The 13,665-nt window shown below is 70.4% G+C and carries 13 protein-coding genes; 9 read left to right on the forward strand and 4 right to left on the reverse strand.

Translation table 11 applies throughout. The features are described from left to right. Positions 1-50 precede the first annotated feature (50 nt). Entirely contained in the window at positions 51-2,711 is a 2,661-nt protein-coding gene (locus ODJ79_RS36935) for a PEP/pyruvate-binding domain-containing protein (protein ID WP_263028323.1), read from the forward strand. On the opposite strand, the gene ODJ79_RS36940 is transcribed toward ODJ79_RS36935, so the two are convergent. The 3 genes from ODJ79_RS36940 to ODJ79_RS36950 all read right to left on the reverse strand — a co-directional run bounded on the left by ODJ79_RS36940 (position 2,689) and on the right by ODJ79_RS36950 (position 5,344). Continuing rightward, entirely contained in the window at positions 2,689-3,270 is a 582-nt protein-coding gene (locus ODJ79_RS36940) for a DUF305 domain-containing protein (RefSeq protein WP_263028324.1), read from the reverse strand. The two genes, ODJ79_RS36935 and ODJ79_RS36940, sit on opposite strands and share 23 nt — an antisense overlap. A 71-nt stretch (positions 3,271-3,341) precedes the next feature. Then, positions 3,342-4,607, reverse strand: coding sequence for a primary-amine oxidase (locus tag ODJ79_RS36945; RefSeq protein ID WP_263028325.1), 1,266 nt, complete (start codon positions 4,605-4,607; stop codon positions 3,342-3,344). A gap of 11 nt (positions 4,608-4,618) precedes the next feature. After that, positions 4,619-5,344: a hypothetical protein gene (locus ODJ79_RS36950; RefSeq protein ID WP_263028326.1), complete on the reverse strand. Its 726-nt coding sequence runs from the start codon at positions 5,342-5,344 to the stop codon at positions 4,619-4,621. Positions 5,345-5,478: 134 nt separating this feature from the next. Here ODJ79_RS36950 and ODJ79_RS36955 point away from each other — a divergent pair, with 134 nt between their 5' ends. Further along, positions 5,479-5,991, forward strand: a complete 513-nt coding sequence (locus ODJ79_RS36955) for a hypothetical protein (RefSeq protein WP_263028327.1) — start codon at positions 5,479-5,481, stop codon at positions 5,989-5,991. A gap of 7 nt (positions 5,992-5,998) precedes the next feature. Continuing rightward, positions 5,999-6,601, forward strand: coding sequence for a class I SAM-dependent methyltransferase (locus ODJ79_RS36960; RefSeq protein ID WP_263028328.1), 603 nt, complete (start codon positions 5,999-6,001; stop codon positions 6,599-6,601). Positions 6,602-6,608: 7 nt separating this feature from the next. Here the strand turns inward: ODJ79_RS36960 and ODJ79_RS36965 are convergent, their stop codons facing one another. Further along, positions 6,609-7,538, reverse strand: a complete 930-nt coding sequence (locus ODJ79_RS36965) for a LysR family transcriptional regulator (RefSeq protein WP_263028329.1) — start codon at positions 7,536-7,538, stop codon at positions 6,609-6,611. A 120-nt stretch (positions 7,539-7,658) separates the two neighbouring features. Here ODJ79_RS36965 and ODJ79_RS36970 point away from each other — a divergent pair, with 120 nt between their 5' ends. The 6 genes from ODJ79_RS36970 to ODJ79_RS36995 all read left to right on the forward strand — a co-directional run bounded on the left by ODJ79_RS36970 (position 7,659) and on the right by ODJ79_RS36995 (position 13,645). Then, positions 7,659-8,876 (forward strand): MFS transporter, encoded by a 1,218-nt coding sequence (locus ODJ79_RS36970; protein ID WP_263028330.1) that lies wholly within the window; start codon positions 7,659-7,661, stop codon positions 8,874-8,876. Continuing rightward, on the forward strand, positions 8,873-9,256 hold the full coding sequence (locus tag ODJ79_RS36975) for a PadR family transcriptional regulator (protein ID WP_263028331.1): 384 nt from the start codon (positions 8,873-8,875) through the stop codon (positions 9,254-9,256). Before ODJ79_RS36970 ends, ODJ79_RS36975 begins: the two co-directional genes overlap by 4 nt. Beyond that, positions 9,253-10,629, forward strand: coding sequence for a permease prefix domain 1-containing protein (locus ODJ79_RS36980; protein ID WP_263028332.1), 1,377 nt, complete (start codon positions 9,253-9,255; stop codon positions 10,627-10,629). The genes ODJ79_RS36975 and ODJ79_RS36980 overlap by 4 nt, the downstream gene beginning before the upstream one ends. Positions 10,630-10,822: 193 nt before the next feature. Continuing rightward, complete coding sequence (locus tag ODJ79_RS47050) at positions 10,823-11,434, forward strand: DoxX family protein (protein ID WP_317620736.1); 612 nt, start codon at positions 10,823-10,825, stop codon at positions 11,432-11,434. Between the two features lie 202 nt (positions 11,435-11,636). Beyond that, entirely contained in the window at positions 11,637-13,199 is a 1,563-nt protein-coding gene (locus ODJ79_RS36990) for a methyl-accepting chemotaxis protein (RefSeq protein ID WP_263028333.1), read from the forward strand. Positions 13,200-13,282: 83 nt separating this feature from the next. Next, a complete protein-coding gene (locus ODJ79_RS36995; RefSeq protein ID WP_263028334.1) occupies positions 13,283-13,645 on the forward strand; it encodes a PleD family two-component system response regulator in 363 nt (120 codons plus the stop codon). Positions 13,646-13,665 lie beyond the last annotated feature (20 nt).

The following is a 13,665-nucleotide window of genomic DNA, read 5'->3' on the forward strand; positions in this document are numbered from 1 at the left end:
CCGCTACCGATTCATGCGCCGTTCCGGGCGCGTCCGGGCTAAATTCCGGTATGGGATCGATCGATGCCGTCCGCGACCTTGTTCTGGCCTTCGACCGGATCGACGGCTCCATGCTCGGTGCTGTCGGCGGCAAGGCGGCCAACCTCGGCGAGATGACCGGGGCCGGGCTGCCGGTCCCGCCCGGGGTCTGCGTGACCACCGAGGCGTACGGCATGGCGGCCGGGTCGATTCTCGACGATGTGCACGAGGCGCTCGACCGGGTCGACGCCGGCGACGTGCCGTCGTTGACTGCGCTCGCCGGTCGCGCCCGCGAGGCCCTGCTCTCCGTCGCGGTGCCCGCCGCGGTCGCGGACGCCGTGACCACGGCCTATGCCACGCTCGGCGCGGAGGTGCCGGTCGCCGTCCGCTCCTCGGCGACCGCGGAGGATCTGCCCTCCGCCAGCTTCGCCGGCCAGCAGGACACGTACCTCAATGTGGTCGGTTCGGCGTCGGTGATCGACGCGGTGGTCCGCTGCTGGGCGTCGCTCTGGACCGACCGCGCCGTGGTCTACCGGGCCGTCAACGGGATCGACCATCGGGCCGTCCGCATCGCCGTGGTCGTCCAGCGGATGGTCGACGCCCGGGTTGCGGGCGTGCTGTTCACCGCCGACCCGGTCACCGGCCGGCGCCGCCAGGCAGTGATCGACGCGAGTCCCGGCCTCGGTGAGGCGGTGGTCTCCGGCGCCGTGAACCCGGACCACTTCGTCGTGGACACCGCCACCGGCACCATTCTCGAGCGGCGGACGGGCGACAAACGCGTCGTGGTCCGCGCCCGGCCGGGCGGCGGTGTCGAGCACGTGACCGGGGAACAGGACGGCCCGTGCCTGACCGACGAGCAGGTACGCGCCCTCGCCGCTCTCGGCGACCGGGTGGAGGCGCACTATCGAGCACCGCAGGACACCGAATGGGCGATGGACGCGGCCGGGACGCTGTGGCTGACCCAGGCCCGGCCCGTCACCACGCTCTACCCCGTACCGGAACCCGTCCCGGAAGATCTTCGGGTGCTCTTCTGCTTCAGCGTGGCGCAGGGACTGAACCGGCCGATCACCCCGATGGGCCTCGCGGCATTCCGGCTGCTGGGCACGTCCGTCTCCGGCGAGTTCGGGTTCCCGGTCGGCGACCCGCTCGCCGGTCCGCCCCAGCTCGTCACCCCGGGGGAGCGGATCTTCGTGGACATCACCGGCGTTGTTCGCAGCCGGGTCGGCCGGTTCTTCCTTCCCCGGGTCCTCGATGTCATGGAGGCGCGGTCGGCGGTCGTCCTGCGGCGGTTGTTCGACGATCCGCGGCTGTCGATCACCCAGAGGTCGCGGCGGCCGTTCCTGCGCCGGGTGCTGCGCCTGGCGATCCGGCATCACCTGCCCGTACGCCTCGTCCGCGGCCTCGCGAACCCGGACCGCGTGCACCGCGAGCACGCCGCGCTGCCCGGCGAGATCCGCCGAAAGCTGTCGCTGCCGGACACCGGCACGCCTGCCGAGCGACTCGACCTGGTCGAGAAGACCCTCGAGGCCGAGATCTTCCCGCTCGCGCCGCGGGCGATGGCACCCGCCGTGGGCGGCTTCGCCATGCTGGCCCTGGCCGGCAAGCTCGCCGGCGCCCGCCCCGGCGAGCTGGCGACCGTGCTGCGCGGCCTGCCGCACAACGTCACCACCGCCATGGATCTGGAGCTCTGGCGCCTGGCCCGCACGATCCGGCAGGACGCCGCCGCGACCGACCTGCTGCTCTCCACCCCACCCGAGGCCCTGGCCGCCCGGTGGGGGGACGGGTCCCTGCCGCCCGGCGTCCGCGACGGGCTCGCGGGGTTCCTCAGCCAGTACGGCGAACGCGCCGTCGCGGAGATCGACCTGGGCCTGCCACGCTGGTCCGAAGACCCCCGGCACGTGCTCGGCGTCATCGCCAACTACCTGCGCCTCGACGACGACCGCGCCGCGCCCGACACGGTCTTCGCCGCCGCCGAGGCCCAGGCGAAACAGGCCGTAGAGTCCCTCGTCGACCGGGCCGGGCCGGTGCGCCGGCCGCTGGTCCGCTTCGCGCTCGACCGGGCCCGCCGCCTCGCCGGCGTCCGGGAGATGCCGAAGTACCTCCTGATCGTCGCGCTGGGCCGGCTCCGCGCCCAGCTGACCCTGGTGGGTGAGGCGCTGGCCGCCGAGGAGCGGATCGCCTCGGCCGATGACATCTTCATGCTGAGCACGGCGGAGGCCCGCGCCGGGCTTACCGGCCTCGACCTGCACGACCTGGTCTCCGCCCGCCGCCACACGTACGAGAGGGAGATGCGCCGCCGGCACGTCCCGCGGGTCCTGCTCTCCGACGGCACCGAGCCGGAGGCGGCGGTCGCCGCGGACGCTCCGGAGGGCGCCCTGGCCGGCACCCCTGCCTCCGCCGGCACGGTCACCGCGGTGGCCCGCGTCGTGCTGGATCCCGTCGGCGCGCATCTCGAGCCGGGCGAGATCCTCGTCGCCCCGTCGACGGATCCCGGCTGGACGCCGCTGTTCCTGACCGCGGGCGGCCTGGTGATGGAGATGGGCGGGGCGAACTCGCACGGCGCCGTCGTCGCCCGCGAGTACGGCATCCCGGCCGTGGTCGGGCTCCCGAACGCCACCACGCGCATCTCGACCGGAGACCGGATCACCGTCGACGGGGCGACCGGAACGGTCACGCCGAGTCCGAACCCGTGAGAAGCGCGGTCATGGCGGAGTTTTCCGCGGTCTGTTCGTTGATGACGTGTTTGGCGACGCGGTGGATGAAGACGTTCTGGCCGCCACCGTTGAGCAGCCCCCGCGACATGTCGATGGCTCCCTGGTGATGTTTGATCATCAGACGGAGGTAGAGCGGGACGGCCTCGGCGGTCGGCGCCTTCGCCAAGCGGGTCAGGTCGGCGGGGGCGAGCATGCCGTGCCCGGCGGCGCTGTCCGGGTCGAGGTGCCAGGCAGTCAGCCACGCAGTGAGCTGGTCGATCTCGCGCTCCTGGTCGGCGACGATGAAGCGGGCGATGTCGGCGATGCGGTCGGGCACGCCGGGGCGGCCCAGGAGGTCCTTGCTCATCCGTACGGCCTGGGCATGGTGAGCGATCATCATCTGGGCGTAGTCGGCGTCGGCGGCGTCGGGCACCGCGGTCTGGGCCTGAGCGGCCGATCGCGGCTTCGGCGCGGCGTGGTGGCCGCGGCCGAGGGCGACGACCGCCGCCGTGGTGGCGACCAGGACGAGCGCGACGGCCAGGTAACGGCGTACGGCCAAGGGGTTTGCTCCTGAGAAAGGGCCGTCCGGCCCGGCTCCTCCGCGGGAGAAAGGGCCGGGCCGGACGGGGGTTAGGACGGCTGGCCGTTGACGTCGGCGCGCCCGTCCGGGGCGGCCGGGTTGATCGCGGTGAAGTCCCGGGGCAGGAGGTCGAAGCCCTGCCAGTGCAACGGCATCGGGCTCTGGTCCTCGTCGCGAGGCACGTGGTGGAAGCCGACGCGAACCCACATGATCGGGTCGGTCAGGGTCTCCTTGTTCTTCGCGAAATCGAGGATTGTCTTCTCCCGTGGGCATTGCGGGTCGGCGTTGCCGGTGGCGAACTTCTCGCAGGCGTGCGCCTGGGTGAAGGTCACGTCGGGCGTCGTCTCCGGGTGTGCCTCGTAGACGTCGTTGGCGCCGGTCACCAGCTGGTAGGAGCGCAGGTGGCCGTCGGCGTTCTTGCTGGTCGGGCTGACCAGCCGCCACCAGCGGCGGTTCGCGGTGCTGAAGCTGCCCTCCTGGGCGATGGTCTTCTTGGCCGTGGTCAGCTTGGCGGCCATCGAGCCGCGGCCGTTGACCTTGGTGTCGTACTGCTCGACCCTCTCCTTGCCGGCGCCCGCGATGTTGAGGTCCACCCGCCAGAACGCGTTGTGGTAATGCATCGCGGCGTAGTCCTTGGCGCCCTTGCCGATCGGCCAGCCGTCGTCGGCCTTCACGTAGTCGCCCGGCGACAGGTCACCGGTGGCGCCGAGCCGGGCCGAGATCTGGCCGGCGTCGCCGAACCGGTACTCGGAGACGTACTCGTACCAGCCGACCTTGCTGATCGACCGGAGTACCAGGTCGGAGCCCTGCTTGGAGTAGACCTTGGGGGTGTCGCCCTCGTCGTTGAGCCGGTAGGCGAGCCCGGACGGCTCCGCGCTGACACACAGGACGGTGCGCCGGGTGCCCTCGGGCCCGCCGTCGGAGCCCTGGCGCGCCGATCCACCCTTGCAGTCGTCGCCGGTCAGCGTCTGCATGTTGTCGCCGCCGAAGCCATAGTCGGTCAGGTCGTTGAACTCGGTGTCGCCGGAGTCGTACGGGACGTTGAGCTGGCCCAGCCGGATCGACTCGAGCACCTGGGTCGGCGTGGCCGACCGCTTGGCCGAGAAGGACACCTGGTCGAGCACCAGCCCGGCCCGGGCGTCCATGTGCCAGCACATCTCCCACGTCGTGCCGTTCGGCAGGGTCTCGCGGACGGTGGCCGACGAGACGCACGACGCGGACGGGGCCGCCTGCGCCGCAGCCGGTGCCGGCCCGACCGCCAGCAAGGCGACGCTCAGGACGACGGCCGCGCCGGCGGCGGTGTTGCGATAGGTCATTCCCGTTCCCATTAGGTGAGGCGGGCGACCGTACGCCCGGAGAGGTCGACGATGATCTTGTCGAGATCGAGGATGTGGCCGTCCGAGGTCTGGACGATGAGCCGCAGGCAGCGGTTCTTCCCGCACTGCGCTGCGCCGGTGTCGGCCGGCAGGGCGTGGTAGATGTGCGCGGTGGGGCTGAGTTCCTGGCCGGTGAACGGCCGGCCCGTTGCCTTGGCGTACGCGTCCTTCAGCTCGGTCGACAGTGGATTCGCCAGCAGCAGCTCCAGCGCCGTCTTCACCTCGCGCTCGGAGGGTGGCAGTTGCATTCCTTCTGCCGCGTACGAGGCGACGAGCTTGCCGCCGGCGAGGTCGACGACCTGCTTGACCAGCCGGTTGCCGTGATAGTCGTAGTAGTACAGCTCGGCCGTGCGGCCCGAGTCGGCGTCGGCGATGTCGGCGGCGAGGTATTCCGGGCCGGCCGACCCGGTCACGTCCTTCGCGCCGGTCTTCAGCGCGGTCGTCTCCGCCAGCGCCCGGGCCTTGTCCAGTTCGGTGCTCGTCAGCGCGTCCTGGCCGATCCCGGCCGACGGCGCCGGGCCCGGATCCGGATTGGACACGGTTGCCTGCTCGGCGGCGACCGTCGGGGTCGCGCCGGGCGGAGGCGCGGCGCTCGCCTCCCACGAGGCGATACCGAAGGCGATCACCGCGGACACGGTCGCGGCGCCGAGAACCCAACCCCATTTGGGGTATGTCATTGTCTGCCCCCCAGACGTAGATCTGTGAGGACCGATGTTTGCAGGCCTGAAGCGGCGCTATCTCCCCCGAAAATGCCACATGCTCGTCGCCGGGGAAGGTCACAACGGTTGACGCTCTCGGTGACCCTGAACCCATGACTCAGGTGGTTCTCGCCCTCCTCTCGGTGACCGGCGCGTTGGTCGGCGTGCTGCTGGGCTCGCTGCTCAATGCGCGGGTGCAGCGTGCTTCCTGGCAGCAGCAGGAGAGCGCAATGTCCATTCGGGACCGACGCACGACGTACGCTGCCTTCGTCGCCGCCTGCCGCGAATGGCGGGCGACGGTGCTGGCCCCGGACGTGCGGATCCTTCCGGCGTCCTCGGTCTCCCGCCAACCGCACGCGGACGGCGGCCAGGCGCGCGTCCAGGTCGTCCGGTACCGAGCCGAGATCGGCCTGATCGCGCACCGCACGGCGACGCTCCAGGCCGCTGCCGCCCTCATGCTTGCGGTGGGACAACTGGCCGAGGTGCGGGCCGGTCACGAGGCCGGCGAGGTTCCCGAGCCCTTCATCGAGGCATGCCGAGGCGCGGAACGCGAGTTCAACCGGGTCGCTCGGGCGGAACTACACAGCCCGGAGATTCATCTGGAGACTCCCACCGGTCTCATATAGTCGCGTGGTGAACTTGGCGCGGGTCCGGCAGGCGTATGCGTCCGCCGCGGAGCTCTACATCGAGCGGCTGGGCACCACCCATCAGGTCCACGCCGACGACCTCGCCTTCATCGGACGGCATCTGGCGGGCCGGCCCGGCACCGTACTCGATCTGGGGTGTGGGCCCGGCCACCTCACCGATCACCTTCGCTCGGTGGGCGTCGACGCGGTCGGAATCGACATGGTTTCCGAGTTCATCGCCCATGCGCGGGCCACCTACCCGAGCGGTGACTATCGGCTCGGGTCGTTCGAGGACCTGGCCGTCGCCGACCGCTCGGTCGCGGGCATCCTGGCCTGGGGCTCGTTGATCCATCTGCCGCCGCACGAGCTCGACGGCGTGCTCGCTGAGTTCCGGCGGGCGATGGTTGCTGGTGGAGCGCTGGTGGTCGCCATCTTCGTCGGCGACGAGGTGGCTGCCTTCGACCACAAGGTCGTGACCGCTTATCGCTGGCCGGTTGACGAGTTCGGCGAGCGACTGGCGCGGGCCGGCTTCGCGGAGGTCGAGCGCCTGCAGCGGCCCGGCGACGGCACCCATCGGCCACACGCGGCCGTCGCGGCGGTAGCGACCTGAGTCGCTCTTACTTCGCCCAGCTCGGAAGCCAGGTTCCAGGGCTGTCGTGGCCGGCCGTCGTGGCGGCGAGGTGGGCGCGGAGGGTCGCCAATGCCGGGTGGAGATTGTCGCGGTGCCAGAGGAGCGAATGCGGGTAGACCGGCGTCGGGCTGGTGACCGGAACGCGGCGCAAACCGTGGCCGGCGGGCCACACGAGGCGCGTCTGCTCGCCGATGAAGGTGGCCAGGGCCGGGGTGTCGGCGACGGTGTCCAGGAGCGCGTCGGCGCCGAGGTTCGGGCCGGTGGCCTCGATGGCGAGACCGAACTCGGCGACCAGGGCTTCGTAGTAGGCCGCCCATTCGGTACCGGCGACGATGCCGGGCATCCAGATCCGGTGGCCGGCGAGCTCGGTGACGGTCACCGACCGGGCCGACGCCAGCCGGTGGGCCGGGCCGGTGAGCAGGTGAAGCGGCTCGTCGAGCACCCGGACGGTCTCGATGTCCTCGGGCAGGGGCCGGCCGGGCATGGCGACGGCGCGGAAAGATGCGTCGATCGCGCCGGATCGGATGGCCGCGACGGCCGACTCGATGTCGAACAGCCTCATCACGTCCAGCTCGATCGCCGGGTGCACCCGGTGGAAGTCGCGGATCAGGCCGGACGTCGCGAGGCGTGAGGCGATCACGTCGACGCGCAGCGGGCGACTGCCGGGGCGTACGGACGCCGCCGCGCGCTCGGCGGCGCGCAGCAACTCGCGGGCATGGGGCAGGAACGCCTGCCCGTCGATGGTGAGCTCGGCGCCGCGCGGCGTCCGCGTGAACAGCCGTACGCCGAGGTTGCGCTCCAGGGCGGCGATGCGCTTGGAGACGGCCTGCTGGGTGATCGACAGCTCGGTGGCGGTCTCCTGGAACTGGCCCGCCTGCGCGACGGCGACGAAGGTCCGCACGGCGTCGAAGTCCACGCCGACAACCTACTCTCACAACCAAGAGTTGTGCGGTTCCGGCGTGCCGGTTGTTTGAAATGCAGCAGCGTCCCCTGCTTGGATCTCGGCGGGCAACTGAGGGTTGTGCGAGGGGGTGCGGTGGGGCGGGAGTTCCGGTGGCTGTGGACGGCGTACGCGATCAGCACCTTCGGCACCTGGCTCGGCTTCGGCGCGTTTCCCCTGATCGCGATCCGGGTGCTGGAGGCCGGTCCGCTCGAGGTGTCGCTGCTGTCGGCTGCGGGGTTGGCGGTCGGGGCGGTCGTCGCGGTGCCGCTCGGCCCGTGGGTGGAGTTTCGCCGGAAACGGCCGGTGATGGTGGCGATGGACCTGATCCGGTTCGCCGCGTTGATGAGCGTTCCCGCCGCCTTCGCGCTCGACCGGCTGACCTTCGCCCAGCTCGTTGTCGTATCGGTTGTCGCCGCCGCGGCCGACATCACCTTCAAGGCTGCCGGCGGCGCCTACCTCAAGGCCCTCGTACCGCCGGCGGACCTCCTTGTCGCGAACGGCCGGTTCGAGGCCACGACCTGGAGCGCCACCGTGGTCGGACCGCCGCTCGGCAATGCCGCGCTCGGGCTGTTCGGGCCGGTGACGACCGTGGCGATCGACGCGATCAGCTACCTGCTCTCGGCGTTGGGGATTCGCGCGATCGGCGGAACCGAGCCGCGCCCCGGCCGAACCGGCGGCCCGCGGTTACGAGTCGGCGACCTGCTCGATGGGTGGCGCTACATCCTGACCCACCCGGCGCTGCGCCCGCTGTTCTTCAACACGGTCCTCGTCAATGGCCTGATCATGGCGACCGCACCGGTGCTGGCCGTCCTCATGCTCGACCGGCTCGACTTCGCGCCCTGGCAGTACGGCCTGGCCTTCGGCGCGCCATGCATCGGCGGGCTGATCGGCGCACGACTGGCTCAGCCGCTCGTCACGAGCTTCGGACAGCGCCGGATCCTGCTCACCACCGGGGCACTACGCGCCTGCTGGCCGCTCGGGCTCGCCTTCGTCGGCCCCGGTGCCGCCGGTCTGGCGCTCGTCATCGCCGTCCAGTTCGGCCTGGTTGCCTGCATGGGCGTGTTCAACCCGGTGTTCGCCACCTACCGGCTCGATCAGACCCCGACGGACCGGGTCGCCCGCACGCTCTCCGCGTGGTCGGTCACCAGCAATGCCACCATCGCCGCCCTGACCGCCCTCTGGGGCCTGCTGGCCGCCGTCACCAGCCCGCGCACCGCGATCGCGATCGCCGGCCTGCTGCTGCTGACCACCCCGCTCCTGTTGTGGGGAGTTATACCTAGCAGTACTATGCATCGAACTTCTAGGGTATGAGCGGGGTGAGGTGGGTGAAGGTCGCCAAGGATCTGGTGGCCGCGTCGGCGACACCGATGGTGCTCGGCATCCTGGCCGAGAGCGAGAGCTACGGGTACGCCATCCTCCGGCGGATCAACGAGCTGTCCGGCGGCGAGCTGGACTGGACCGAGGGGCTGCTGTACCCGTTGTTGCACCGGCTCGAGCGCCTCGGCCATGTGGAGTCGAGCTGGCAGTCGGTCACCGGCGAGCGGAAGCGCAAGTACTACCGCATCACCGGCAAGGGCCTGGCCGAGCTGGCCGAGCAGCGCCGCCAGTGGGACACCGTGGTCGACGCGCTCAAGGAGCTCTGGCACGACCGGGCGCCGCTGACGCTGAACCCGCTGGAGGGCCTCGCATGACGGCACCGGACGGGCAGGCGGAGCTGGAGGCACAGTTCGACCAGTGGCGTCAGTACGTGCTGCGCCGCCGCGAGCTGCAACCCGTCGACGCCGACGAGCTCGAGGACCACCTCCGCGGCTCCGTCGACGAGCTCGTCGACGGCGGCCTGCGCCCCGACGAGGCGTTCCTGGTCGCGGTCAAACGGATGGGCAGCCTCGACGAGCTCTCCCGCGAGTTCGCCCGGGAGCATTCGGAACGGCTCTGGAAGCAGCTGGTGCTGACCGGTGACACCGGCAGCCCGGCCGCCGACACGCGGGCCCGGCGGGATCTGCGGGCCATGGTCGTCTGCGCGGCCGGCGCGGTGGTGTCGGTCAAGCTGCCGGCCCTGTTCGGGCTGAGCCTGGCGGACGACGGTCCCTTCTACGCACGGAACTTCGCCCTGTTCGTGTTGCCCTGGCTGGCGGGCTTCCTGGCCTGGCGCCGGCAGGCGCGGCGCTCGACGATCGCGATTCTGGCGGCCTTTTTCGCTCTCGGCGCGGTGGCTGCCAACGCCTACCCCCTGGCCGACGACTCGCAGTCCGTCGTCGTCACCAGCATCCATCTCCCCATCGCGCTGTGGCTCGTGACCGGTCTGGCCTATGTGGCCGCCGAGTGGCGCTCCTCCCGCCGCCGCATGGACTTCATCCGCTTCACCGGCGAGTGGTTCATCTACTACGTCCTGATGGCCCTCGGCGGCGGGGTACTCTCCGCGTTCCTCTACAACACCTTCCAGGCCATCGGGATCTTCCCGGAGGAGTTCGTCTCCTTCTGGCTGCTGCCCTGCGGCGCCGCGGCCGCGGTCGTCGTGGCCGGCTGGCTGGTCGAGGCCAAGCAGAGCGTCGTCGAGAACATCGCACCGGTCCTCACTCGCCTGTTCACGCCGCTGTTCACCGCCGCCCTCGTCGCCTTCCTGGTCGCCGTCTTCTGGACCAGTCACGGCATCGACGTCGACCGCGAGACGCTGATCCTGTTCAACCTCCTGCTGGTCGTGGTCCTGGGACTGCTGCTCTATTCACTCTCGGCCCGCGATCCGCTGGCCGCACCGGGCCTGTTCGACAAGCTCCAGCTCGCGCTCGTGGTCAGCGCGCTGGCCATCGACGTGCTGGTCCTGCTGGAGATCACCGGGCGGATCACCGACGAGTACGGCAGTACGCCCAACCGCACCGCCGCACTGGGCGAGAACGTCATCCTGCTGATCAACCTGGCCTGGTCGGCGTGGCTCCTGCTGGCCTTCCTCCGCCGGCGCGCGCCGTTCGCGGCCCTCGAACGCTGGCAGACCGGCTACCTGCCGGTGTACGCCGCGTGGGCCTGGATCGTGGTCCTCGTCTTCCCGCCGCTGTTCAACTACATCTGACCGAGAGGAGCGCCCGCCGCGGGGCGGGACAGGCCGGCGGCGACCAGCCGCATGGCCGCCGCCCGCTGCTGCCCGTTCCGGCAGGTCAGCCGCCTTTCTGCCGCTACGCTGGGCCGGAGGTCCTCCGGTCGCCTCGGAGGTGACCCGTGACGGCCGCAGCCGGCGGAAGGTCCTGGTTTCAGGAAGGTTTGCCATGCTGTCATCGCGGTTGTCCGGCCCCGTACTGTCTGCGTTCCGTGTCGTCGTCGGCCTGTTGTTCGCCTGCCACGGTGCGGCATCCCTGTTCGGTGTGCTCGGTGGCGTACGCGGCACCGGCGCCACCGTACGATTCCCCGCCTGGCCCGGCTGGTGGGCCGCCGCCATCGAGTTCGCCGGCGGCAGTCTCGTACTCCTGGGTCTGTTCACCCGCTGGGCCGCCCTCGTCTGTTCCGGCGCGATGGCCTATGCGTACTTCACGGTGCACCAGCCGCGATCGCTGTGGCCGTTGAACAACGGCGGTGAGCTCGCGGTGCTGTACTGCTGGTCGTTTCTCACCATCGCCGTCCTCGGCGCGGGCGCCTGGTCGCTCGACGGGTTGTTCAGCAGCCCAACCGTCGCCGCAGCAGGGAAGTGGCGTGACGACGCGGCCCGCACTCTGCATCGGCACGGCGCGCAGCACGTCAGCGAGACCTTGGGTGGCCGGCGTTCTCGGATGGCGCCATCGGCCGTCCGGAGATCGAGTGCGGGATCTTCCCGGCCGCCGCATCGAGGACAGCGAGCCGCCGGGCGTCCGTCGTTCCGGCGAACACGACGAGAGCCTTGCTGAACATTTCCCGCGGGAACGCCGTCCGAGTGAGCTCACTCGGACGGCGTCTTCATGTGACCTGGGCGACTGCACCGAAACTGCAACCGTCGGGCACCGCGTTCGGCACCGCGATCGTCAGTAGATGTACGCGTTGGTTGAACGGTCCTGGAGCTCTCGTCCTTGGCGCTGAAAGCCGCAACGGATGCGGCGGAGGGGAACGGCTATGCCTTCTCTGACGAACCTGAGCCTGACCATAAGGCTCGTGATGATCGCCGCTATCGGGATCGTGACGACCGCGGCAGTGTTCGCGAACGGCATCCGGACCGGGACACAGGTGTCCGAGGCCAGCACCGCAGTCGAGAAGATGGAGCGGGCCGAGTCGGCGCTGCATCACCTCAACACCCGCGAAAGTGAACTGCGGGTCGATGCGTACCGGGCCGCTCTCGGGCAGGACATGACCAACAACGTCGCCGGTGATGTGCAGGCCTCCGCCGATGCCGTCAAGACGATCAGCGATCTGCACCTGTCCGGCACGTTCGGTGCGAAGTTCGCGCCGGTGGCCTCGGCAGTCGACGACTTCTCCAAGTTCGTCACGCAGTTCGCCGCCGACGCGGCCAAGAACCCGGACGCCGTGCGGCTACGCCTCGGAGAGGTCTACGAACGCAACTCGGCCGCCGACGGCCTGATCGTCTCTGCGACCGCCGCGGTGTCGCAGGCGGTCACCAAGGCCGTCGCGGAGAAGACCGCGACGGAGTCACGCGGGCGGATGGTGTCGCTGGTCATCGGCCTGCTCGGCGTCGCGGTCATCGTCGGGTTCACCATCCCTCTCGTTCGTTCGGTGCTGCGGCCGATCCGCGCCGTCGGCCGGGTGATCGAGGCGCTCGACCAGGGCGACCTGACGGAGCGGACCGGGGTCACCAGCCGGGACGAGATCGGAACGATGGCCAGGTCGTTGGACCGGGCGATCGACAGCCTTGCCGAGTCGGTGCGGACGGTCCGCGGTGATGCCGGGACGTTCTCCGAGGCGGCCGAGCGGCTGACGTTGATCGCGTCGCGGATCGGCGGGGCGGCGCAGCTGACCGAGCAGCGGACCAGTTCCGCGACCGGAGCCGTCGACGAGGTGGCGGCCAATGTGCGGACGATCGCGGCAGGGGCCTCCGAGATGGGCGCGTCGATCCGGGAGATCTCCACGAACGCGGCCGCGGCCGCCGATGTCGCGGCCCGTGCGGTCGCGGAGGCGACGAACGCCGGCCGGCAGATCGCGAAGCTGGGCGAGTCGTCGGTGGAGATCGCCGAGGTGGTCAAGACGATCACGGCGATCGCCGGGCAGACGAACCTGCTCGCGTTGAACGCGACGATCGAGGCGGCCCGGGCCGGGTCTGCCGGCAAGGGCTTTGCGGTGGTCGCGTCCGAGGTGAAGGAGCTGTCGCAGGAGACCGCCCGGGCGACCGAGGACATCACGTCCCGGGTTGCCGCGATCCAGGCGGAGACGGCGGGTGCGGTCGAGGCGATCCGCATGGTCACGGACATCATCCACCAGATCAACGATTTTCAGACGACCATCTCGTCGGCGGTCGATGAGCAGACGGCGACGGCAACGGAGATGTCCCGCAGCGTCGACGAGGTCGCGAACGGCTCGTCCGTCATCGCCGGCGAGATCCACGATGTGGCCCGGTCCGCCACCGATACCACCGGCGCGGCAACGGACGCGCTCGACTCGTCGACCGAGATCAGCCGGGCGGCGCGGACGGTGCTCGAGACCGTGTCCCGCTTCCGAACACACTGAGGGTTTAGCTCAGATGATTGCGGTACACGCCGATGGGAGTTTGTTACCTCCGGTCTTGGAAAGGCGGGCACATGCTGGCCCTGGTGGTTGACGACTCGAGCACGATGCGGAACATCCTCCGCCGGATCGTGACCGGGCTGGGATTCGCGGTGTACGAGGCCGGCAACGGTCAGGAAGCCTTGGACCTGCTCAATGAGATCCCCAAGGTGCCCGACGTCGCGCTGGTGGACTGGAACATGCCGGTCATGGACGGCCTGCAGCTGATCCGTAGCGTGCGCAAGATCCCTCCGCTGCGGGACATGTGCATGATGATGGTGACCACCGAGAGTGAGCACAGCCAGATGGTGCGGGCGCTGGCCGCCGGTGCCCACGAGTACGTCCTCAAGCCGTTCACGCCCGAGGTCATCCAGCAGAAGCTGGCCTACCTCGGCCTGGTCAAGGCCTGACCGTCCGGGCCGTATCGAGA

Source organism: Actinoplanes sp. KI2, from assembly GCF_025630775.1.
Taxonomy (GTDB): domain Bacteria; phylum Actinomycetota; class Actinomycetes; order Mycobacteriales; family Micromonosporaceae; genus Actinoplanes.

Bases quoted from the DNA above. Each gene is read 5' to 3' on its own strand.
- ODJ79_RS36935 (WP_263028323.1), top strand. From the start codon at position 51: ATGGGATCGATCGATGCCGTCCGCGACCTTGTTCTGGCCTTCGACCGG.
- ODJ79_RS36945 (WP_263028325.1), bottom strand. From the start codon at position 4,607: ATGACCTATCGCAACACCGCCGCCGGCGCGGCCGTCGTCCTGAGCGTC.
- ODJ79_RS36950 (WP_263028326.1), bottom strand. From the start codon at position 5,344: ATGACATACCCCAAATGGGGTTGGGTTCTCGGCGCCGCGACCGTGTCC.
- ODJ79_RS36955 (WP_263028327.1), top strand. From the start codon at position 5,479: ATGACTCAGGTGGTTCTCGCCCTCCTCTCGGTGACCGGCGCGTTGGTC.
- ODJ79_RS36975 (WP_263028331.1), top strand. From the start codon at position 8,873: ATGAGCGGGGTGAGGTGGGTGAAGGTCGCCAAGGATCTGGTGGCCGCG.
- ODJ79_RS36980 (WP_263028332.1), top strand. From the start codon at position 9,253: ATGACGGCACCGGACGGGCAGGCGGAGCTGGAGGCACAGTTCGACCAG.
- ODJ79_RS47050 (WP_317620736.1), top strand. From the start codon at position 10,823: ATGCTGTCATCGCGGTTGTCCGGCCCCGTACTGTCTGCGTTCCGTGTC.
- ODJ79_RS36990 (WP_263028333.1), top strand. From the start codon at position 11,637: ATGCCTTCTCTGACGAACCTGAGCCTGACCATAAGGCTCGTGATGATC.